The sequence below is a fragment of the Luteimonas wenzhouensis genome, assembly GCF_007859305.1.
Classification (GTDB): Bacteria; Pseudomonadota; Gammaproteobacteria; order Xanthomonadales; family Xanthomonadaceae; genus Luteimonas; species Luteimonas wenzhouensis.
Window position 1 is genome coordinate 1 of record NZ_VOHE01000003.1, and the last position, 22,118, is coordinate 22,118.

Annotated in this window: 12 protein-coding genes and 1 pseudogene; 5 read left to right on the forward strand and 8 right to left on the reverse strand. The window is 70.4% G+C overall.

Annotation, left to right across the window (positions count from 1 at the left end; translation table 11 throughout):
* Positions 1 to 224 (forward strand): annotated as a pseudogene (locus FQY79_RS15340) (IS110 family transposase); the annotation flags it as partial.
* A 65-nt stretch (positions 225 to 289) separates the two neighbouring features.
* On the opposite strand, the gene FQY79_RS06435 reads toward FQY79_RS15340, so the two are convergent.
* From FQY79_RS06435 to FQY79_RS06465, 7 genes are all read right to left on the reverse strand, one after another.
* Positions 290 to 1,945, reverse strand: coding sequence for an NAD(P)/FAD-dependent oxidoreductase (locus tag FQY79_RS06435; RefSeq protein WP_146311940.1), 1,656 nt, complete (start codon positions 1,943 to 1,945; stop codon positions 290 to 292).
* 51 nt (positions 1,946 to 1,996) lie between these two features.
* Complete coding sequence (locus FQY79_RS06440) at positions 1,997 to 2,800, reverse strand: glycosyltransferase family 2 protein (RefSeq protein ID WP_146311942.1); 804 nt, start codon at positions 2,798 to 2,800, stop codon at positions 1,997 to 1,999.
* Positions 2,793 to 3,572, reverse strand: a complete 780-nt coding sequence (locus FQY79_RS06445; RefSeq protein ID WP_146311944.1) for a beta-ketoacyl synthase chain length factor — start codon at positions 3,570 to 3,572, stop codon at positions 2,793 to 2,795. Before FQY79_RS06445 ends, FQY79_RS06440 begins: the two co-directional genes overlap by 8 nt.
* Positions 3,569 to 4,771, reverse strand: coding sequence for a beta-ketoacyl-[acyl-carrier-protein] synthase family protein (locus tag FQY79_RS06450; protein WP_146311946.1), 1,203 nt, complete (start codon positions 4,769 to 4,771; stop codon positions 3,569 to 3,571). Before FQY79_RS06450 ends, FQY79_RS06445 begins: the two co-directional genes overlap by 4 nt.
* 87 nt (positions 4,772 to 4,858) lie before the next feature.
* The gene (locus FQY79_RS06455) at positions 4,859 to 7,123 is read right to left on the reverse strand and encodes a S9 family peptidase (protein WP_425463195.1); all 2,265 of its coding nucleotides are present in this window, start codon (positions 7,121 to 7,123) and stop codon (positions 4,859 to 4,861) included.
* A 390-nt stretch (positions 7,124 to 7,513) separates the two neighbouring features.
* On the reverse strand, positions 7,514 to 8,227 hold the full coding sequence (locus FQY79_RS06460) for a glutathione binding-like protein (protein ID WP_146311950.1): 714 nt from the start codon (positions 8,225 to 8,227) through the stop codon (positions 7,514 to 7,516).
* A gap of 169 nt (positions 8,228 to 8,396) precedes the next feature.
* Positions 8,397 to 10,979, reverse strand: coding sequence for a glycoside hydrolase family 3 protein (locus FQY79_RS06465; protein ID WP_146311952.1), 2,583 nt, complete (start codon positions 10,977 to 10,979; stop codon positions 8,397 to 8,399).
* A gap of 264 nt (positions 10,980 to 11,243) precedes the next feature.
* On the opposite strand from FQY79_RS06465, the gene FQY79_RS06470 reads away from it, so the two are divergent.
* Both FQY79_RS06470 and FQY79_RS06475 read left to right on the forward strand, forming a co-directional pair.
* Positions 11,244 to 12,251, forward strand: a complete 1,008-nt coding sequence (locus tag FQY79_RS06470) for a LacI family DNA-binding transcriptional regulator (protein WP_246123030.1) — start codon at positions 11,244 to 11,246, stop codon at positions 12,249 to 12,251.
* Positions 12,252 to 12,473: 222 nt separating this feature from the next.
* Complete coding sequence (locus tag FQY79_RS06475; RefSeq protein WP_146311955.1) at positions 12,474 to 15,530, forward strand: TonB-dependent receptor; 3,057 nt, start codon at positions 12,474 to 12,476, stop codon at positions 15,528 to 15,530.
* Between the two features lie 101 nt (positions 15,531 to 15,631).
* Here FQY79_RS06475 and FQY79_RS06480 read toward each other — a convergent pair whose 3' ends face one another.
* Complete coding sequence (locus FQY79_RS06480; RefSeq protein WP_342779012.1) at positions 15,632 to 17,203, reverse strand: MFS transporter; 1,572 nt, start codon at positions 17,201 to 17,203, stop codon at positions 15,632 to 15,634.
* Positions 17,204 to 17,439: 236 nt separating this feature from the next.
* Between FQY79_RS06480 and FQY79_RS06485 the strand changes: the two genes are divergently transcribed.
* Positions 17,440 to 18,093 (forward strand): TIGR00645 family protein, encoded by a 654-nt coding sequence (locus FQY79_RS06485; RefSeq protein WP_146312508.1) that lies wholly within the window; start codon positions 17,440 to 17,442, stop codon positions 18,091 to 18,093.
* Between the two features lie 575 nt (positions 18,094 to 18,668).
* Positions 18,669 to 21,845 carry a TonB-dependent receptor gene (locus FQY79_RS06490; protein ID WP_146311957.1) on the forward strand — a complete coding sequence of 1,059 codons (3,177 nt, stop codon included), beginning with the start codon at positions 18,669 to 18,671 and terminating at the stop codon, positions 21,843 to 21,845.
* Positions 21,846 to 22,118: the final 273 nt, after the last annotated feature.

Genomic DNA, 22,118 nt, shown 5'->3' on the forward strand with positions numbered 1-22,118 from the left:
ACGGCAACAAGTACCTGCGCCGGGCGCTTTACATGCCGGCCCTGACCGCCATCGTCCACGACCCGCATGCCAAGGCCTTCCGCGATCGGCTGCTGGCCCGGGGCAAGAAGAAGATGCAAGCCGTGGCGGCGGTGATGCGCAAGCTGCTCACAGCCGTGTGGGCCTTGGTGCGCAACCCCGCACGCTACGACGGCAGCAAGCTGTTCGCGGTTGTGCAGGGTTGACTGGGAACAGAGTGTCTACAGGCGTCGCGGAGGGTCGGCGCTCAGCCCGCGACGTGCGCGGGGCGCTATGCCGTGGCATCCGCGACCGTGGCGAACCACGCCGCCGGCAGCGCCGGCGGATGCGCGGCCGGGTCGTGTCCGGCGAGCAGTGCATCGAGGCCGTGGTCGTCGAGGTCGGGGACCCTGGAACGGGCCAGCGCCAGCACCTCGCACGCGAGCTGGCGCATGCAGGCCACGTCGCGGGCGGTGCGCTCGAGATAGGCGTCGTCGTCGAGCCGTTCGGTCAGCCCGGCGTTCATGCGCCGGCACCAGTCCACCGCGTACTGGTCGTAGGCGCGCGCGGCATCCAGCCGCGGCGCGGCAACGCGCAGGCCCCAGTCGCGCAGCAGCGCCTGCATCGCCAGGTTGAGGCTGCGCCCTTCGTCGAAGTACGGACGCAGCCGGCCCAGCACCGGCAGCCGTGTCAGCCGTCCGCTGAAGAACAGCGGCGCCAGCAGCGACCAGTAGTAAGCGTAGTCCCACAGCACCTTGGCCGGCATCACCTCCGGATGGCCGAACACCGGGTACTGGTCCTGGTAGAGCGTGAGCGTGTTGCGGTAGAACGAGAAGTACAGCTGCTGGAACAGGTCGGCATGAAGGCCGATGGGCTCGCCGGCGAAGTCCAGCCGCACCAGTTCGGCGATATAGGTGTTGCTGATCGCGATGAAGTCGCTGCCGGGCGAGTAGAACGGATCGAGGAACACGCCGGCCTCGCCGGTCAGCGCCCAGCGCCGGCCCGAGAACACCTGGCGGCAGCCATGCGAGAAGTGGCGCAGGAACAGGAAGTCCTGCACCTTGTGGCGCGGGTCCTCCAGCGCCCGTGCCGCGCGCGGCTGGTGCCGGCGCAGCCAGTCCATGGCCTTGGCGTGGGTGTTCATGGTCTCCAGGGGATGCATCTTCGCGTCGCAGACGATGCCCAGCGAGTGCGAGTCCGAGGCCAGCGGGATCAGCCAGAACCAGTAGCCCGGGCCGCACAGGTGGTTGGTCGACTTCCAGCGTTCGGCCGGCTGGAAACGGTCCGGCCAGTTGCCCTCGCCGGTCCAGGCGTCCACGTCGATGTGGCCGTCCACCCGCCACCAGGCGGCGTTGGCGTCGTGGTCGTTGGCCTCGGCCAGGCCCAGCTTGCGCTTGAGCAGCCCCGCGCGGCCGGCCGCGTCCACCACCCAGCGCGCGCGCAGCACGTGCTGTGCGCCTTCGTGCTCGAACGCCACCGCGTGCGCGCCGCCGTCGTCGGCCAGCTCGATCCCGCGCACCACCGCGCCATGGCGGAAATCCGCGCCCAGCGCCAGCGCGCGTTCTCCGAGGTGGTTCTCGAACCGCCCGCGATCGAGCTGCCACGAAGGCGTGGGCAGCAGCCGGCTCACGCCCATTTCCGAGCAGGCGTGCACCTGCGCCATGCCGTCGCTGAAGAAGTAGCGCAGGCCGTACTTGCGCACCTGGGCGGTCTCCAGGTGCCGGCGCAGGCCGAGCACCTCTGCGAAGTAGTGGGCGCCGATCTCGACCGTCGACTCGCCCACCTTGTGCGCGGCCTCGCGCACTGGATGCGGGCGGCGCTCGAGCACCGCCACGCTGCGGTCGGGCTGCTGCAGGCGCAGCTGCATCGCGAGGGTCAGGCCGGCGAGTCCGCCGCCGAGGATCAGGACGTCGACGTCGGTGGCGGGGGCTGGCGAAGGGCTTGGCATGCTGCGGTCTCGCGTGGCGGAAGGGGGAACGCGTGGTGCCGCAGCGCACGCCTACCGGCGCGCGACGGGACCGGATGTATCGGGGTCGAATACCACGGGCGGGCGTTGGCGGGCGTCGCGGTAGGCGCGCACCACCTGGCCGTTGGCGATCACCTGGCCGACGACGTGGCTGGTGATCCGGTACAGGTCGCGGAACAGGCGGAAGTGGCTCTTGCGGAACTGCTCGCTGCCGCCGGGCACGGCGTAGCGCGTTTCCACCGGGACCGCCACCACGCCGTACCCGAGGCGGCGCGCGGCCGAGATCAGGATCTGGGCCTCGAACACGAAGCCCTCGCCGGGCACCTCCTCGAGCGCCAGCACCGGCGCCGGGTACAGCCGCTGCCCGCTTTGGCTGTCGACCAGGCCGAAGCCGCAGCCCCAGGCGATGCCCCAGTCGCCGAAGGCGTTGCCCAGCCGCCGGTACCAGGGCTGGGTGCTGCGCTTGCGCAGCCGCGCGCCGATGATGATGTGGCCCGGGTGGGCGTTCGCCGCGGCGACCAGGCGCGGGATGTCGCGTGCGTCGTGCTGGCCGTCGCCGTCCATGGTCACCACCGCGGCCACGCCGCGGCGCAGCGCCTCGGCGAAGCCGTCGCGCAGGGCGCGGCCCTTGCCCATCCGCCGCCGATGGCGCAGCAGCACCGCGGGCGTGCCGGCGACGATCGCGGCGGTGTCGTCGTCCGAGCCGTCGTCGACCACGATCACCAGCTCGGACTGCTCCAGCGCGCCCGCCACCACTTCGGCGATGCGCAGCGACTCGTTGAGCGCCGGGACCACCACCGCGACGTTGCCGCGATGCAGGAGCGGCTGCTCAGCCATGCGCGATGTCCAGCTGCAGGTGGCGGCCGGCGCCTGCATGCAGCGCGACGCGGTCGCGGCCGCATGCCAGCGCGTCGAACAGTGGCAGCATCGGTGCCATCGCGTTGGCGTGGCCGCGCATGGCCAGCGGGCCGTCGCCTGCACCGGCTTCCCCTTCCTCCAGCGTGGCCGTGATGCGCGGCCCCGGCCCGGTGCGCGCGAGCACCAGCGCCGCGCCCAGCAGGCCTTCGCTGTGGGTCATCGTCGAGAGCAGCCCGGTGGCCCAGGTGTCATAGCCGACCAGCAGCACCGCGTCGGCGTCCGTGGCCAGCTGCGCCAGCGCTTCGAGCAGGCCCTGGGCGAAGCTCGCACGATGCGCGCTGATCGCGGTGGTCGTGCGCATGCAGCCGGTGCCGATGGTCCAGTAGCCGGCGGCGGCGTTGTGCACCGAATTGTGGAACTTCGTCGGCGAGACCTCGGTCGGCGCCTGCGCCAGGGTGGTGCACATGTAGTCGGTGATGCCCAGGTCGCCGTGGGTGGAGATGAACACCGAGGGCAGCGAGTCGGGCGCCAGGCCCGCGTCGCGGCAGGCGGCCTGCGCCACTTCGAGCGCGACCAGCACCGAGGGCGGCGCGCGCCGGCGCTCGTTCGGCGGCAGCAGCTGCGGCGCGGGCCTGGCCGGCGCGTCGGCAGGCAGCGTGCCGGTGTTGGCGAACGCGCGCGCGGCCGCCCAGCCGGGCAGGCCCTCGCTCCAGTAGCCGATGCCGGCGATGGTGGCGGCGAGCGGGGTCATGCCGCGCCTCCCTTGCCGAACACCAGCGAGCAGTTGTTGCCGCCGAAGCCGAACGAGTTGTTCATCGCCCAGGCGGTCGGGCGCTGGACGTGGTCGAAACGGATCTGCGGCCCGCAGGCGGGGTCGGGCGTGGCGCTGTTGAGCGTGCCCGGCAGCAGGCCGTCACGCAGCGCGATCAGCGCGAACACCGATTCGACGATGCCGGCCGCGCCCAGGGTGTGCCCGGTCCAGCCCTTGGTCGAGCTGGCGTGCAGCGAATCGGGGAACAGCGCGGCGACCGCGCGTGCCTCGATCGCGTCGTTGGCCGGGGTCGAGGTGCCGTGCAGGTTGAGGTAGCCCACGGCGCCGGGGTCGATGCCGGCCCGCGCCAGCGCGTCGCGCATCGCCAGCGTGGCGCCGAGGCCCTCGGGATGCGGCGCGGACATGTGGTGGGCGTCGCTCGACTCGCCGTAGCCGCGCAGCTGCAGGCCGTCCTCGTCCGGCGCCGCGCGCTCGAGCACGGCGAAGCCGCCGGCCTCGCCCAGCGACAGCCCGTCGCGCGAAGCGTCGAACGGCCGGCACGGTTCCGCCGACACCAGGCCGAGCGCGTTGAAGCCGAACAGCACGCTGCCGCACAGCGTGTCGACGCCGCCGACCAGGGCCGCGTCCACCACCCCGGCGTGGATCAGGCGCGCGGCCTGGGCGAAGACCTTGGCGCTCGACGAGCAGGCGGTGGCCACGGTCATGCACGGGCCGCGCACGCCGGTGGCGTGCTGCAGGAAATCGCCCAGCGAATGCAGGGTGTGCACCATCGGCCGCTGCAGGTCGGGCGGGAAACAGGGCTGGCCCTGCGCGTCCACCGTCGCGCGCGCATAGCCTTCCTCGCTGGCGCCGATGCTCGAGGTCGAGGTGCCCACCACCAGCGCGACGCGGTCGGCGCCGTGGCGCGACACCGCGGCCTCGAGCGCTTCACGCAGCCCGTCCTGCTGCAGCGCCAGCCAGGCCAGGCGGTTGTTGCGGCATTCCCAGGCGGCGAGGGCCTCCGGCAGCGGCGTGTCCTCGATCCCGTCCACGCGGCCGATCCAGGTCGGCAGTGGCGAGGGACCGAAATCGTTGCGGCGCAGTCCGCCGCGCCGCGCCGCCAACGCTCCTGCCTGCGCTTCCACGCCATGGCCCAGGGCCGTGGTCGCGCTGAACGCGCGGATGGCGATGGGCGGCATGGGGCGGGGCGGACTCGTTGCGGGCACGGCGGCTCCTGGCTGGGGCGGGCCGAGTATAGCCAGCGCCCCGTGAGGATGGGCGTTCCCCTACGGACCCAGGCAGCGGCGCAGGAACGATTCGGCCAGCCGGTAGCGGTGCAGCGCGTCGCTCCCGCGCAGGCCGTGCTTGGCGCCCGGGTAGGTCATCAGCTCGAACGGCGTGCCGCGCGCCTGCAGGTCGCTCATCAGCGCGGTGGAGTTGCTGAACAGCACGTTGTCGTCCGCCATGCCGTGCACCAGCAGCAGCGCGCCCGGCCGGATGCTGGCCGAGTGCGCGAGCACGCGCGCGGCCGCGTAGCCGTCGGGGTTCGCGTCGGGCAGGCCCATGTAGCGCTCGGTGTAGTGGGTGTCGTACAGCGCCCAGTCGGTCACCGGCGCGCCGGCGATGCCGCAGGCGTAGTCGTCGGGCGCGCGCGCCAGCAGCATCAGGGTCATGTAGCCGCCGTTCGACCAGCCGTGCACGCCGATGCGATCGCCGTCCACCCACGGCTGCGCGCGCAGCCACTCCACGCCCTTGCGCTGGTCGTCGACCTCCACCGTGCCCTGGCGACCGTACAGCGCGCCGCCGAACTCGCGCCCGCGCCGCGGCGTGCCGCGGTTGTCGAGCGAGAACACCACGTAGCCCTGCTGCGCCAGGTACTGGTTGAAGAACGCGTCCGAACGCCCCGGCCAGGCGTCGAGCACCGTCTGCGCCGCCGGACCGCCGTACACATGCACGACCACCGGGTACTTGCGGGACGGATCGAAGCCGGCCGGCCGGATGAGGCTGTAGTGCAGCGGGGTGGTGCCGTCGGCCGCGGTGAGGGTGCCGAATTCGGTCGGCAGGTGCGCGGCGCGGTAGGGCGCGTAGGGGTGCGCCGGATCGTCCAGGTCGTTGGGCAGCAGGTTGGCGATCAGGCGCCCGTCGGCGTCGTGCAGCACGACCTGCGGCGGCGTGGTGGTGCTGGACCAGCTGTCGACGTAGACGCTGGCATTGCGCGCGAAGCTCGCGTTGTGCACGCCGTCCTCGCGCGACAGGGTGCGGACCCGGCCGCCTTCGAGCGGTACCACGTGGACGTGGCGCTGGGTCGCAGCCGCGTCCGGCGCGGCGCCTTCCACGGCGCGTGCGCCGGCGCTGAAGTACACCAGGCCACGTGCCTGGTCGACCGCGAGCAGCTCGTCCACCGGCCACGGGCCGCTGGTGATCGGCTCGAGGCGCGAGCCGTCCTCCGACGCGAGGTAGAGGTGCTGGTAACCGCTGCGCTCGGACGACCAGATGAAGCGGCCGTCGGCCAGGAAGCGCAGGCTGTTGTGCAGCGGCACCCAGGTGTCCGCGGTTTCGGTGACGAGGATGCGCTGGCGGCCGGTGGCCAGGTCCGCCTCGACCAGGTCCAGGCGCTGCTGGTCGCGGCTCTGGCGCTGGAAGGTCAGGCGCTGCGGATCGCGCCAGTCCACGCGCGCCAGGTAGATGTCCGGATCGGGACCGAGGTCGATCCACTTCGGGCGCGCGCCCGCGCGCGGGGCGATGACGCCCAGCTGGATCCGCACGTTGGCCTCGCCCGCGGCCGGGTAGCGCTGTTCGACGACCTCGGTGCGGTCGGCGTACACCTCGTAGCGGCGCACCAGCGGCACCGGCGATTCGTCGATGCGGGCGAAGGCGATCGCCGAGTCGTCCGGCGCCCACCAGTAGCCGGTGTGGCGATCCATCTCCTCGTCGGCGACGAATTCGGCCACGCCGTTGGCGACGGTGTCGCTGGCGTCGGAGGTCAGTCGCAGCTGGCGGCCGGTGGCCAGGTCGATCACCCACAGGTCGCGGGCGCGGATGAAGCTGACGAAGCCGCCGCGCGGCGAGATCTTCGGATCGGTCGCGAAGCCTTCGCCGGAGGTGAGCTTGCGCACCGCGTCGGCGCCCCCGCGCTCCAGGTCGTACAGGTAGAGCTCGCCGCCGAGCGGGAACAGCAGGCGCTTGGAGTCGGGCGACCACTGGTAGTCGACGATGCCCGAGAGCCCGGCGATGCGCTGGCGCTCGCGGCGCGCCTTCTCCTCGTCGCTCAGGGTCTCCTCGCCGGGCAGCGCCACGCTCGAATCGACCAGCATCCGGGTCTGCCCGCTGGCGACGTGGTACTCCCACAGGTCGAGCCGGTTGCGGTCGTCGTCGCGCCCGCGCAGGAAGGTGACGCGCGAGCCGTCGGGCGCGATCTGCGGCTTCATCAGGGTCGGCCCCGACAGCGGGGCGTCGCCGGTGATGGCTTCGAGGGTGAGCTTGCCCGGCGCGGGCGGATTGGCGAGTGCGGGCATGGCGGCGAAGGCGAGTGCGGCGATCAGCACGGTCAGGCGCATGGAGCGGCGTTCCCGTCGGAATGGAATGGTCGACATCGTACCCGGACGCGGCGCGGGCGACGGGTGCGCGTGGTCATGCGTGCCCTCGGCCACTCCTGCCAGCCCTCGCGACGGGCGCCCGGAGAGCGCGTCCATCACAGGCCGCACGCGCCCCCGGTTCTTCACCTGCCGTAGCCTGGAAACGCACCGCAGCGATGCCGCAGTGACCCGGGGCGGGAGGGTGCGAGCGGCACACGGATGTGCCGCGGCCGCGAGTCGGACACGGACGTCCGACCGAGCGGCGCACCCTCCCGCCCTGGGGCGCTGCGGCCCGTCCGAAGAGGTGAACCGGAACGTGGGGGCCAGGCCCGGTCGGGCCAGCGCACCCGTCCGCGCCTCACCGCTTCACCGCTTCGGCTCGATCCCGAACAGCAGCTTCTTCTGCTCGTCGCTCATCGGCTTGCCCGCGTCGGGATTGACCTGCTTCGCCAGCGCGTAGGCGCGCGCGGTCGCCGGCCGCGCCCGGATGGCGGCGTGCCAGCGCCGCACCTCGGGGTAGGGCGCCATGTCAATGGGCGCCTTGTCGTAGACCCCGATCCACGGGTAGATCGCCATGTCCGCGATCGTGTACTCGTCGCCGGCGACGAAGGCGCGCCCCGCCAGCCGCCTGTCGAGCACGCCGAGCAGGCGGTTGGCCTCGTTGGCGTAACGGGTCTGCGCGTACTCGATCGGCTCGGGCGCGTACACGTGGAAATGCCCGTACTGCCCGGTCATCGGCCCGAGCCCGGCCATCTGCCAGAACAGCCACTCCAGGGTCGCGGTGCGGCCACGCAGGTCGGTTGGCAGGAAGCGTCCGGTCTTCCCGGCCAGGTAGAGCAGGATCGCGCCGGATTCGAACACGCTCAGCGGCGCGCCGCCGTCGGCCGGCGCGTGGTCGACGATGGCCGGCATCTTGTTGTTGGGCGAGATTGCCAGGAATTCCGGCTTGAACTGGTCGCCGTTGCCGATGTCGACGCCGTGGACGCGGTATTCCAGCGGCGCGCCGGCCTCGGCCAGTTCCTCGAGCAGCAGGGTGATCTTGTGGCCGTTGGGCGTGGGCCAGTAGTAGAGGTCGATCATGGGGACAGCTCCGTTCGGGACTTTCCCCAGTGTAGGCACTGCCGCCGGAAGCGGGCGTCATCCCCCAGGATGCACGCGGCCCGGGCCGAAACCCGGGCCGCGTGCGATGCGACGGGAAAATACCGGGGCGGCCAGTCCATGGTCGGCACGCCCCGGCGGAGGAGACTGCTCAGCTGGTCGGGCAGGTGACCAGGTAGTCGTACTCGGTGCTGGCCGCCGCCCGCGCCAGCGCGATCTTCGCGCCCGCCTCGCTGCGCAGCTGGAACGGCACGTCCAGCCGGCCGGTGTCGGCGCCGTACAGGCGCAGGCACTTGAGCGGCACGGCCAGGCGGGTCCACTCGCCGTGCGGCAGGCCGGCGAGCGCATCGCCGATCTCCACCTCGCTGCCGCAGCCCGCGCCGCAGCCGGCGCCCAGCCAGGCCTTGCCGCCGTCGGGCAGCGCGTCCACGCGCAGCTGCAACACCACCGGCACGTCGCCGTTGGTTTCACGGGTCAGGTCCAGCGGTTCGGGCGACACCACCCGCACCGCGGCCGGGCCAGACCAGGCGAACAGGCGCGCGCCTTCCTGCACCTCGTGGTTGATCGCGGTCATCTGCAGCGCACCGTCGCGGCTGGAACCGGTGGGCTGGGTCACCTCGACCGCGTCGTCGTCGGCGCCGACCAGGCGCAGGCTGAACCCGGCGGCCGGCACGCCGCGCTCGAACCAGGTGTTGCCGCCGCCCGCCTCGGGATCCACGCCCGGGTCCTCCGACAGCGGCGCCAGGTCCCCGTCGTCGGCGTAGCTCAGCCCGTAGCCGAACGGGAACAGCGGGTCGTAGCCCTCCTGGCCGTGGTTGTTGAGGTACTGGTCGGCGCGCCGCGGCCAGGAGAAGCTCAGCTTGCCCTTGAAGTCGTACTGCGGCTCGCCGTCGGCGCCGCGCAACAGCACGTCGGCCACGCCGCCGCCCTCCGAGCCCGGCAGCCAGGCCGCGACGAAGGCGTCGGCGGCGTTGATCTCGCGGTTGAGCCACAGCGGGCGCCCGCTCAGGAACACCGCCACCACCGGGATGCCGTCGGCCTTGAGCTTCCGGATCAGCTCCAGGTCGCCGGATTTTCCGGACTTGAACATCAGGTCGGACAGGTCGCCCTGGAACTCGGCGTAGGGCTCCTCGCCGAACACCACGATCGCGACGTCGGGCTTGCGCTTGTACGCACCGTCCACCGCCAGCTCGGCGCGGCCGCCCGCGGCCTCGACCTGGGCGCGGATGCCGTCCCAGATCGTGTCGGCGTTCGGGAAATCCTCGCGCCGGGTGTCGCTGCCCTGCCAGGTGAGGGTCCAGCCGCCGGTCTGCTTGGACATGTTGTCGGCGCCGTCGCCGGCCACCAGCACGTTCTGCTTCGGCGACAGCGGCAGGATCCCGCCCTGGTTCTTCAGCAGCACCAGCGACTCGCGCACCGCCTGGCGCGCGACCGCGCGGTGCTCGGGCGCACCAAGCAGCTCGAACTTCCCGCCCAGCGCACGCTCGGAGGGCTTGGGCTTGTCGAACAGGTTGGCGCGGAACTTCACCCGCAGGATGCGGCGCACCGCGTCGTCGAGCCGCTCCATCGGGATGGTGCCGGCCTTGACGTGGGCCAGGGTGGACTCGTACAGGCCCTTCCAGCTGTCGGGCGCCATCGCCATGTCGAGCCCGGCGTTGAAGGTCTGCGGGCAGTCGGTGGTGGTGCAGCCCTCGACCTGGCCGTGGCCGTTCCAGTCGCCGACCACGAAGCCGCCGAAGTTCATGCGCTCCTTGAGCACGTCGGTGAGCAGCGGCTTGTGGCCGTGCATCTTCCGGCCGTGGTAGCTGTTGAACGAGGCCATCACCGCCTGCGCGCCGGCGGCGATGGCGGGCACGTAGCCGGCGGCGTGGATGTCGCGCAGCTGCGCCTCGGTGGCGGTGTTGTCGCCCTGGTCGCGGCCGCCGTCGGTGCCGCCATCGCCCAGGTAGTGCTTGACCGAACTCATCACGTGGTGGTCGTCGAGGAACTCGGGCGTGCCGGGCTTGCCCTGCAGGCCCTCGACGAACACGCCGGCGAAGCTGGCCACCAGCTCCGGGTCCTCCGAATAGCCTTCGTAGGCCCGCCCCCAACGGTCATCCTGCGGCACCGCCACGGTGGGCGCGAAGGTCCATTCCATGCCGGTGGTGCGGGTCTCGATCGCGGTGATGCGCGCGATCTCGCGCAGCAGTTCGGGGTTGCGCGTGGCGCCCAGGCCGATGTTGTGCGGGAACAGGGTGGCGCCGACGATGTTGCTCTGGCCGTGCATCGCGTCGATGCCCCAGATCACCGGGATCGCCTTGCCGCCGCCGCTGGTGTCCATCGACGCTTCCCAGAACGCGTCGGCCAGCGCCAGCCATTCCTCCGGCCTGGCGTTGTACTTGCCGCCCGGGTCGGAGCCGCCGCCGGCCAGGATCGAGCCGAGCCGGTACTTGCGCACGTCCTCGGGCGTGGTGCTGGCGATGTCGCCCTGGATGATCTGGCCGACCTTCTCCTCGAGCGTCATCGAGGCCAGCAACTCGTCGACCTTGCGCTCGAGTTCGGGATCTTCCGCGAACGGCCACTGCGGCTGTGGCCAGTTGGCCGGGTCGATCGCGCCGGCTTCGGTCGCAGCGGCGGCGTCCCGCGATGCGTCGGCGGCCGCCGGGCGGTCGCCGCCGCAGGCGGCCAGCAGCAGCGTCGCGGCCAGGCCCGCGGCCAGGCGCGAAGCGGACAGGAAGGCGCAGGATGTACTCATGGACGTCGGTTCCCCTCGTGGCGTGTGCCGGCCGCGCTGCCGCAGGGCCAATGGCGCGTCGCGACATGACAGCGTTGTCAGAATGTGCACCATACCCGGTCTTTGGCGGCGATGCTTGCTGCACAGCACAAGCGTGCCGCCCGGTTCCCGGAGGAGCAGATGGCACCGCAACGCGATGACGCGCGCAAGCCCGTGGCCCCGCGGCATGCCCGGCCCGCGCCTCTGGCAGAATCCCCGGCCGTGCAGCGGAGGACCGGCAGGCCAATGGGACGGGTACGCATCGAGGACGTGGCGGCGGAGGCGGGCGTGTCGATGAAGACCGTCTCGCGCGTGCTCAACGACGAGCCCAATGTCTCGGATGCGACCCGCGAGCGGGTGCGCGCGGTGGTCGAGCGCCTGCAGTACCGCCCGCACCCGTCGGCGCGCGTGCTGGCCGGACGCCGCTCCTACCTGGTCGCGATGCTCTACGACAACCCGTCGAGCAACTACCTGATGGAAGTCGAGCTCGGCGTGCTCGACGCCTGCCAGGCCCAGCATTACAACCTGATGCTCGCGCCGGTGACCTACGACGCCAAGGACATCGTGTCCAAGGTGGAGGCGCTGGTGCTGCAGTCGCGCCTGGACGGCGTGGTGCTGACTCCGCCGATCACCGACGACGCGGCGCTGCTGGCGCGGCTGGACGAACTCGGGATCCCGTGGTCGAGCATTTCCCCGCGCGAGGCCAACCGCCGCGTTGGCGTGGTGGTCGACGAGTGCAGCGCGGTGGTCGAGATGATCGCCCACCTGGCCGGGCTGGGGCACCGCCGGATCGCCCACATCAAGGGCCACCCCGCGCACGGCGCGAGCGAATGGCGCCTGGCCGGCTACCTCGACGGCCTGGCGCGCGCCGGCATCGAATGCGACCCGGCCCTGGTGGTCGATGGCGGTTTCTCCTACGACTCGGGGTTCGAGGCGACCAACCGCCTGCTCGAGCTGCCGGACCCGCCGACCGCGATCTTCGCCGCCAACGACGACATGGCGGCCGGCGCGATCGGCGCGATCTGCGAACGCGGGCTGTCGGTGCCCAGGCACGTCTCGGTGTGCGGATTCGACGACACGCCGATCGCGCGCCACATCTATCCGTCGCTGACGACGGTCCGGCAGCCGACGCGGGAAATGGGCCGGCTGGCCGGGCTGGAGCTGCTCAAGGAGATCCGCGGCCAAGGGCAGGGTGGCCTGGTCACCGTTCCCTACACTCTGCAGCTGCGGCGCTCGACCGGCCCCAGGCCCTGATCCGCCCGGCCGCCTGCGCGTGCGCTGGCCACGGCCCGACCGCAGCAGCGTTGCTGCAATGCCGCATCCTGGCGGGGGCACGCACGGCGCCGGCCGAATGGTAACGCTACCATCCGATTCCGGTTGACAACGCTGTCAGCTTCCGCACCTAATGCGCCCGCCGGCCGAAGCGCCGCGCAGACAACTCAACCGTTCGTGACGACCTTGGGAGAGGGAAGGTTCATGACACACTCGCACGCAGCGCCCCGGCGGCGCATGCTGGCGTCCGCGCTGTTCCTTGCGCTGGCGTCGCTCGCAACACAGGCACAGGCGCAGGACCAGGCCACCGGCCCCGCCACCCCGGCCGACGAAGCGGACACGCTCGACACGATCGTCGTGGTCGGCATCCGCGCCAGCCTCGAATCGTCGATGAACCTCAAGCGCGACGGCCAGGGCATCGTCGACGGCATCGTCGCCGAGGACATCGGCAAGTTCCCCGACACCAACCTGGCCGAATCGCTCCAGCGCATCAGCGGCGTGTCGATCGACCGCTCCATGGGCGAGGGCTCGCGGGTCACGGTGCGCGGGGTGGGGCCCGACTTCAACCTGGTCCTGCTCAACGGACGGCAGATGCCGGCCTCGAGCATCGAGGCGACCAACGCCTCGAACTCGCGCGCCTTCGACTTCGCCAACCTGGCCTCCGAGTCGGTCTCGGCGGTGGAGGTCTACAAGACCAGCCGCGCGGCGACGCCCACCGGCGGCATCGGCGCGGCCATCAACATCCGCACCGCACGCCCGCTCGACACCGGCACCCTGGCCAGCGTCGGCCTCAAGGCGGTGCACGATGGGTCGGTGGGCAACCTGCCCGGCCCGATGCGCGGCGAGCAGTGGACCGGCGAACTCTCGGGCATCTTTTCCGAGACCTTCGCCGACGGCCGCTTCGGCATCGCGCTCAGCGGCAGCTACCAGGACCGCGACTTCGGCTACAACGAAGGCGGCGTGGCTGGCGGCTGGTACGGCTGCCGGCGCTGGTGCGACCCGCTGGCCGCGCCCGAACCGGCGGCCAACGCGACCAACCCGCCCGGGCCCGACGACAACTATTCGATCCCGCAGAACCTGCTGTACGCGGTCAACTCGGTGGGCCGCCAGCGCACCAACGGCCAGGCCACGCTGCAGTGGGCGCCCAACGACCGGGTCACCGCGACCCTGGACTACACCTATGCCGAGAACCGGATCCAGGCCCGCCGCCACGAGCTGTCCACCTGGTTCAACCAGGCGGCGTCGGAAACCGAGTGGACCGACGGCCCGACCGCCTCGCCGCTGCGCTACACCGAGTACGCCGGCTGCTACAACCCGGCTACCGACCAGTGGGCCGGCAGCGATAACGCCAACAACTGCCCGGCCGGGTTCGAACCGCGCTGGGGCGACCTGGCCATGGCCGGGTCGTACAACGCGACCAGGAACGAGAACAACTCGCTGGGCTTCAACGTGGCGTGGGAGGTCAACGACGCGCTCGACCTGGAACTCGACTACCACAGCTCGAGCGCCGAGTCCGGCGCCGACGGCCCGTACGGTTCCAACAACGTGATCGGCACTGCCGCCTTCGTGCGCGGCGTGACCAGCGTCGACTTCAGCGGCGACTTCCCGGTGCTGTCGGTGCTGCTGCCGCCGGGCATGGACCGCGTCGGCGCCGACCAGATGATGGTCACCGGCTCGTCGTTCCGCAACAGCTACATGAAGTCGGAGGTCGACCAGGGCCAGGTGCGCGGCACGTTCCGCTTCGGCGACTATTCGCGCCTGGACTTCGGCGTCGCCTATACCGAGGTGCGCAACCGCACCGCCTACCACTTCACCCAGCGCGACGACTGGGGCGGCTTCGGCGGCGGGGCCGCGGACTACCCCGACGACCTGTGGATCCGCGACGACATCAGCCGCTACTTCGACCGGTTCCCCGGCAGCGGCGATGCCTTCGGCGAGTTCTTCGTGTTCGACTTCCTCGCCGTGCGCGACGCCGCGATCGCCGCGCGCGGCGGCGACGAGGCCGCCTACCTGCCGCCCGACGACTTCTCCACCGACCGCCGCACCACCGAGAAGTCCAGGAGCGCCTACCTGCAGTGGAGCGACACCTTCGGCCTGGAGATGCCGCTCAACGTCGCGGTCGGGGTGCGCTACGAAGAGACCGACGTCGTCTCCAGCGCGCTGGTGCCGATCGCGACCGGGCTGCTGTGGACCGGCAACAACGAGTTCTCGGTCCAGTTCGGCGAGCCCGACTTCACCACCCTGCGCGGCAGCTACGACTACTGGCTGCCGAGCGTCGACCTCGGCCTGGAGGTCACCGACGAGATGGTGCTGCGCGCCAGCTACGGCCACACCATCGGCCGGCCGCAGTGGAACCACATCCAGGGCGGGCAGACGATCGATTCGTTCGCTGCCTACGAAGGCGGTACCGGCTCCCAGGGCGACCCGGGGCTCAAGCCGCTGGAGTCGCGCAACCTCGACCTGTCCTTCGAGTGGTACTACGGCGAGGGCAGCTATGTCTCGGTGGGCTGGTTCCGCAAGGACATCGACAACTACATCGGCACCTCGGTGATCGAGACCTCCGCGTTCGACCTGCGCACGCCGGTGGGCGGCGCCCTGTTCCAAGAGGCCATCGCCGCGGGCTGCAGCGAGGGATCGATCGACTTCCGCGGCTGCGTGCGCCGCTACATCCTCGAGAACCATGCCGGCTCGCCGGGGGTGGTCCAGACCGGTGTCGGCCAGGACGGCCAGCCGCTGGGCACGATCGCCGGCCAGCCGGGCGATCCGCTGGCCGTGTTCCGGATCACGGTGCCGGTCAACCGCGATTCCTCGCGGCTGGACGGCTGGGAACTCAACGTCCAGCACATGTTCGGCGGCACCGGCTTCGGACTGGCGGCGAACTACACCATCGTCGATTCGGATCTCACCTACGACGATCACGACCTGTTCGACCAGTTCGCCCTGGTCGGCCTGAGCGATTCGGCCAATCTGGTGGCGTTCTACGACCGGGGACCGTGGCAGGTGCGCGCGGCGTACAACTGGCGCGACCGCTTCCTGTCGAGCACCTACGACAGCTGGCGGCCGAACCCGGTGTACATCGAGGACTACGGCCAGCTGGACGTGAACGTCAGCTACCAGGTCAACGAGAACCTCTCGCTGCACGCCGAGGCGATCAACCTGACCGACGAGACCGCGCGCTCGCACGGGCGCGATGCGCGCCAGGTGTTCTTCGCCACCCAGACCGGCCCGCGCTACATGCTTGGCCTGCGCTACCGGTTCTGAACGTCGGCGCCGCGGCGCGCGGGCAAGCCCGCCGCCGCGGCCTCCCGCGGCTCCCCGCGGCGCCGGCCCGCGCCGGCGCCCGGGGGCCGGCGCAGGGCGCTTCAGTGGCCGGCGGCCGCGGCCAGCCGGTCCAGGTCGATGCCCTGGCGGCGCAGGATCGCCGGCGTGCGTGCGGCGTAGAACGCCAGGTAGGCGAAGCAGGCCACGCCGACGACGAAGCTCACGTGGATGCTGGCGACGTCCGCCAGCCATCCCTGCAGCCAGCTCACCAGCCCGCCGCCCATGATCATCATCACCAGCAGGCTGCTGCCCTGCCCGGTGTTGCGCCCCAGCCCGGTGATGGCCAGGGCGAAGATGCACGGCCACATCGTGCTGCAGAACAGGCCGACGCTGATGAAGGCGATCACGCTGGCCATGCCGGTGGTCAGCATGCCCACCAGCAGCGCGGCGATGCCGCACAGCGAGAAGATCAGCAGCATCCGCGCCGGGTTGCCGCGGCTGGCGAAGGTCGCGGCCACCATCACCACGATCACCGCCGCGTAGAGCAGGAAGTCGGCCACGGCGTAACCGGCGATGGTGTTCACCGCCAGGAACACGCCGAAGGCGAGGTAGGGCAGCAGCAGGGTCAGCACCAGGCGCACGTTCGGCGGCGCGCCGAACGCGCCGGCGGCGCCCGCCCAGCGGCCGATCATCAGGCTGGCCCAGTACAGCGACACGAACGGCGCGATCATCGATGTGTCCAGGCCCAGCCCGCCCTGCGCCACCGGCAGCTTGAGGTAGGCCGGCAGGTTGGCGATGGTCGCGACCTCCACGCCCACGTAGACGAAGATCGCCAGCATGCCCAGCACCAGCTGCGGATAGGCCAGGGCCGAGCCCTTGTGCACCAGCTTGCTGGCGTCCTCGGCCTCCTCGGCGGCGACCTCTTCCAGGTCGATCCGGTTGGGCACCGAGGAGAACTTCAGGAACAGCGCCACCAGCACGAACGCCGCGCCGAGCACCAGGTAGGGCGTCTTCACCGCCTCGATGCTGGCCTCGGTACCGCCGGCGGCCACGCTGCCGAAGATCGCCAGGCTCACCAGCAGCGGCCCGATCGTGGTGCCGAAGTTGTTGATCCCGCCGGCCATGGTCAGGCGCTGCGCGCCGGTGGCCGGGTCGCCCATCATGATCGCCAGCGGGTTGGCCGCGATCTGCTGCAGCGAGAAGCCCAGGCCGACGATGAACAGGCCCGAGAGCATCAGCCCGAACGAGCCGGCGTTGGCCGCCGGGTAGAACAGCAGGGTGCCGACGGCCGACACCAGCAGGCCCACGGCGATGCCGTTCTTGTAGCCGATCCGGTTGAGCAGGTCGGCGCCGATCGCGCGGGAAGTGAGAAAGTAGATGACCGAGCCCACGGTATAGGCCACGTAGAACGCCACCGCGACGTACTGGCTCTGCGCCTGGCTCAGGTCGAAGGCGTTCTTGAAGACCGGGATCAGGATCTCGTTGCTGGCGGCGACGAAGCCCCAGAAGAAGAACACGGTGATCAGGACGAGGAACTGCGACCAGCGGGTCTGATGGGTCGTCATGGGGCTGCCGTGGATGAGTGGACGGTGGGCCGGACAAGTTGGAGGCGGCCGGACCCCGGGTCCGGCCGCCTCCGGCCCATGCATGGCGCGACGCGCCTCTCCTCGCATCGCGGCCTCCCTGCGCAAGGGCCGGAATGCTTGTACAGGCGCCTTGACAACGTTGTCAAACAAGAGCCCCGGAAACTGCCGTCGTGCGCGTGTAAGCCTTTGAATTTCTGCCGTTTCCGCTGCGACGCAGCAAGGACTCCGCGCGTCCAGAAGCGGGACTGGCCCGCCGCCGCGTCCGCTTGGCACGCCGGGGCGCGCCGTTTAACCTCCGCGCTCCCCGACCCGCGCCCATGCCGATGTCCACCGCCGCCGCGCCCCAGGGCCTTCGCCCGCTCGCCTACGTGATCTTCGGCTCGCGCTGGCTCCAGCTCCCGCTCTACCTCGGCCTGATCGTGGCCCAGGGCGTGTACGTGTTCCTGTTCCTCAAGGAGCTGTGGCACCTGGTGCACGACGCCAACAGCCTCAACGAACAGGGGATCATGCTGCTGGTGCTGGGGCTCATCGACGTGGTGATGATCTCCAACCTGCTGGTGATGGTGATCGTGGGCGGTTACGAGACCTTCGTCTCGCGCCTGGGCCTGCAGGGCCATCCCGACCAGCCCGAGTGGTTGAGCCACGTCAACGCCAGCGTGCTCAAGGTGAAGCTGGCGATGGCGATCATCGGCATCTCCTCGATCCACCTGCTCAAGACCTTCATCGCCGCCGGCGAGGTGGGGATGCCGGTGTGCGGCAGCGCGGAGTTCATCGATGCCATGGCCGCACATGGGGCGGCCGTCGCCGGCGGGCTGTCGCTGGCCGAACCCACGTGCACCCGGGTGACCCCGGCCGGTGTGATGTGGCAGTCGATCATCCACGGCGCCTTCATCCTCTCGGCCATGGGCATCGCCTACACCGACAAGCTGATGACCGGCAGCACCACCCGGCGCGAGCACGCCGCGGCCGGGCATTGATCGCGGCGGTGTGGAACTGCTAAAGAAGGAAGGGGATGTTCCACGCCGGCGCAGGCGCGCCGGTGGCGTGTGCGCGTCGGGGACCACGGGGAAATCCTGCGCATTCGCGCCGCGCAGGCAGCCGTTTCCAGGGAAACGACCGCGCTGTCATGCGCTCCGTGCAGCGTTGCTGCACTGCAAAGTGACACCCTGCGTAACGCTATGTTATCAATTCGTAGCGCGTATGTTAGCGCTAACAACTATTACAACCATGCAAGGAAGCGGGCCGGTTCCGTGAAACAGGCAAGGTCCAGCGTCCCATCCGGGGCCGGGAGGCGGCATCGGGTGGAGCGGCCGGGCGGCGCAGCGGGCGGTTTGAAGCGGTGATTTGACACGCGTGCCAAGTGGCGTCGCGGTTGCCCGGAGGAGGGCGTCGTCAAGGAATCCTACTGATAGTCATGTGTGATAACGGGGAGGGCAGTCGGATGATGTGCAGATTCACGTCCCGCACTGTCGCGGGCGGTGGTCACTGACCGGCCGCCTGGCGCCAGCGACATGCTTTTCTTCGCTCCAATCCAGTGCTGAGGACACAATCCATGAACCATAAGTTGAAGGGTTTGAAGTCGAAGGCCATGTTCACCTTCGTGGGTGGCATGCTGGTCATCAACCCCGCCTTCGCGCAGGACCCGGCCCCGCAGGAGCCGGTCGCGCAGTCGCAGCCCGCGGGCCAGGACGCTTCCACGCTCGACACCATCGTCGTCACGGGCCTGCGTAACAGCCTCGAGAACTCGATGGGGATCAAGCGCGACACCAGCGGTGTGGTGGACGCGATCAGCGCCGAGGACATCGGCAAGTTCCCCGACACCAACCTGGCCGAGTCGCTGCAGCGCATCACCGGCATCTCGATCGAACGCCGCAACGGCGAAGGCGCGCAGATCACGGCGCGCGGCTTCGGCCCCGGCTACAACCTGGTGACCCTGAACGGCCGCCAGATCCCGGGTGCCGACGCCTACTCCAGCGGCGACGTCATCACCGGTGGCGTGGGCGCGGGTACCCGCGGCTTCAACTTCGCCCAGCTGGCCTCCGAGGCGATCAGCGGCATCACGGTCTTCAAGACCGGCCGCGCGCACGCGCCGAGCGGCGGCATGGGCGCCACCGTCGACATCCAGACCACCCGTCCGCTGAACCTGCCGTCCGGCCTGACCTTCAACGCCGGCATGAAGGCGATGTCCGACGAGTCGCAGACCATCGGCAGCAGCATCACCCCCGAGCTGTCCTCGATCGTCAGCTGGGCCAGCGACGACAAGCGCTGGGGCGCGAGCCTGAGCACCAGCTTCCAGCACCGCAAGGGCGGCGAAGTCCAGGCCACCGAGAACGAGTGGCGCGTCCAGCCCTGGACCGGCACCCCCGAGGCGTGGGGCGACCGCGTCGAGGTGATCAACGCGCCGGCCGTCGGCTCCCTGTACTCGGTGCCGGCCGACCTGCGCTACGCGTTCTCCAACTTCGAGCGCAAGCGCGTCAACGCCCAGGCCACACTGCAGTTCGCGCCGACCGACGCGGTGACCTTCACCCTCGACTACACCCACTCGACCAACGAGCTCACCGAGGACCGCGGCGAGCAGACCCAGTGGCTCAACCAGGGTCCGTTCTCGCGCATCGAGTTCGACACCAGCGGCGCGGTCGCGGTGCCGACCTACATCCGCGAGATCGTGGGCACCAAGGACTTCGGTTACGAGCAGCAGCGCAACGAGCAGAAGTACAAGCTCGACTCGATCGGCTTCAACGTCGACTGGCAGGTGACCGACCGGCTGAACCTGAACTTCGACGCCCACAGCTCCGAAACCAAGAGCCTGCCGAACGACCCGATCACCGGCGGCAGCGTCACCGCGTTCTCGTTCGCCGGCACCAGCGCGTGCCAGTCCGCCGGCGGTCCGTACTGCGGCGGCAACTGGGCCCAGGAGTACTGGTTCAACACCGGGCTGCCGATCATGGCCCGTACCTGGTACCCCGAGTCGCCCAACGCCAACGACGCCTTCAACAACGTCAACGGCGTGGTCAACCCCGAGTTCCCGCCGGAGCAGATCGGCACCCAGATCCAGCGCATCTGGTACTCGCGCCAGGACAGCAAGGTCGAGCAGGGCCGCATCGACGGTACCTTCGACTTCGACAACAGCCGCCTGCGCTTCGGCGTCGATTCGTCCAAGGTGTCGATGCGCCGCCTGACCTCGAACGACCACCAGACCGTGCTCGGCAACTGGAGCGTGGATAACGTCGGCGAGGAGCCGGGCTTCCAGGACCTGATCCGCCCGATCAACATCTCGGGCATGTTCAATGACTACAACACCGATGGCGCGCCGCACAATGCGTGGTGGGGCAACGCCAGCCAGCTGGCGCAGTGGGCCAGCGGGTTCTACGGCACGTCCTCGACCATCAGTGGCGTGATGGCCAACGACAACCTCATCGAGGAGAAGACCAGCGCCGCGTACGTGCAGTGGGAGTTCGACGGCCAGCTTGGCACGATGCCCTACAACCTGGTGCTCGGCGCCCGCTACGAGCAGACCGACCTGCGCTCGGTGTCGACGATCCAGGTGCCGCAGTCGATCAACTGGAACGGCGACAACGACTTCGCCATCACCCCGTCGGCCGAGGAGATGCCGTTCGCCGAGGAGGCCGAGTACAACTACTGGCTGCCGAACCTGGACTTCAGCATCGACTTCACCAGCTCGCTGAAGGGCCGCCTCTCGCTGAGCCAGACCATCGCGCGCGCGCCGTACGGCAACCTGTACGCCGGCCCGACCGCCGCCGCGCCGAACGGTTCGGTGCTGTTGGGCTTCCGCGCCACGGGTGCCGCCCAGAACCCGGGCCTGCTGCCGCTGGAGTCGGACAACATCGACGTGGCCCTGGAGTGGTACTTCGCCCCGGCCAGCTACGTGTCGCTGACGTTCTTCGACAAGCGCGTCAACAACTTCATCGGCAACACCCAGGTGCAGGAGAACCTGTACGGCCTGCGTGACCCGACCGGTGGTCCCGACGCCCAGGCCGCGCTGGCGTTCCTGACCAGCCCCGCGTGCCGTGCCCAGGTCGGCCCCAACGCCGCCCCGCACGCCTGCGGTGCCAACGCCATCGCCCTGTTCACGGCGGCGGCGCTGCAGCGCCATGCCGACGTCACCGGCGGCCTGGCGGCCTACGACGGCACCGACGCGCAGTGGAACGCGATGGAGGCGCTGGTGCGCCAGCCGGGCCGCGAGTTCGTCGGCATCGCCGAGGACCCGCTGTACATGTTCAACGTGAACCGCCCGGTCAACCAGCGGAAGGCCAACATCCACGGTTGGGAGCTGGGCAGCCAGTACTTCTTCGGCGACAGCGGCTTCGGCATCCAGGCGAACTACACCAAGGTCAGCGGCGACGTGGGCATCGACGATGCCGCGGCCCCCGGCGTGGAGCAGTTCGCGCTCACCGGCCTGAGCGACACCGCCAACGTGGTGTTCATGTACGAGAAGTACGGCTGGACCGCGCGACTGGCCTGGAACTGGCGTGACGAGTACCTGTTCGCGGCCAACCAGGGCAACTCGACCAACCCGTTCTACGTCGAGGACTACCAGCAGTGGGACTTCAGCGTCACCAAGCAGCTGAACGACAACTGGTCGGTGGGCCTGGAGGCGATCAACCTCACCGGCGAGGACGTGCGCTGGCGTGCGCGTACCAACCTCCAGATGCTGCGCCTGCTCGACCAGAGCCCGCGGTACATGGCGGCGGTCCGCTACACCTTCTGAGCTGAACCTCTCCAAGGCAAGGAAGGTGTGAAGGACGGGGCCGTTGCGAAAGCAACGGCCCCTTTTTTCCGGCCGGCGCGTGCCGCGACGCCGGTCCGTATGGATCGCCGGCCGCTCGCGCGCGAAGGCCGCGCCGCCGACGCAGGATCCCCGCGCCGGTGCGCATGCGCCGCCTCGATTTAATCGCGCGGCGGGGGCATCATTGCAATGGTCGCCACGACGCGTGGCGCATCCCCGAACGAACGCCGGCGGTCGACACCGCCGGCACGGTCC

What these genes read in the sequence shown, in the direction of transcription:
- FQY79_RS06435 (WP_146311940.1), bottom strand. Translation starts at nt 1,945, where the DNA reads ATGCCAAGCCCTTCGCCAGCCCCCGCCACCGACGTCGACGTCCTGATC.
- FQY79_RS06440 (WP_146311942.1), bottom strand. Translation starts at nt 2,800, where the DNA reads ATGGCTGAGCAGCCGCTCCTGCATCGCGGCAACGTCGCGGTGGTGGTC.
- FQY79_RS06445 (WP_146311944.1), bottom strand. Translation starts at nt 3,572, where the DNA reads ATGACCCCGCTCGCCGCCACCATCGCCGGCATCGGCTACTGGAGCGAG.
- FQY79_RS06450 (WP_146311946.1), bottom strand. Translation starts at nt 4,771, where the DNA reads ATGCCGCCCATCGCCATCCGCGCGTTCAGCGCGACCACGGCCCTGGGC.
- FQY79_RS06460 (WP_146311950.1), bottom strand. Translation starts at nt 8,227, where the DNA reads ATGATCGACCTCTACTACTGGCCCACGCCCAACGGCCACAAGATCACC.
- FQY79_RS06465 (WP_146311952.1), bottom strand. Translation starts at nt 10,979, where the DNA reads ATGAGTACATCCTGCGCCTTCCTGTCCGCTTCGCGCCTGGCCGCGGGC.
- FQY79_RS06470 (WP_246123030.1), top strand. Translation starts at nt 11,244, where the DNA reads ATGGGACGGGTACGCATCGAGGACGTGGCGGCGGAGGCGGGCGTGTCG.
- FQY79_RS06475 (WP_146311955.1), top strand. Translation starts at nt 12,474, where the DNA reads ATGACACACTCGCACGCAGCGCCCCGGCGGCGCATGCTGGCGTCCGCG.
- FQY79_RS06480 (WP_342779012.1), bottom strand. Translation starts at nt 17,203, where the DNA reads ATGCGAGGAGAGGCGCGTCGCGCCATGCATGGGCCGGAGGCGGCCGGA.
- FQY79_RS06485 (WP_146312508.1), top strand. Translation starts at nt 17,440, where the DNA reads ATGTCCACCGCCGCCGCGCCCCAGGGCCTTCGCCCGCTCGCCTACGTG.
- FQY79_RS06490 (WP_146311957.1), top strand. Translation starts at nt 18,669, where the DNA reads ATGAACCATAAGTTGAAGGGTTTGAAGTCGAAGGCCATGTTCACCTTC.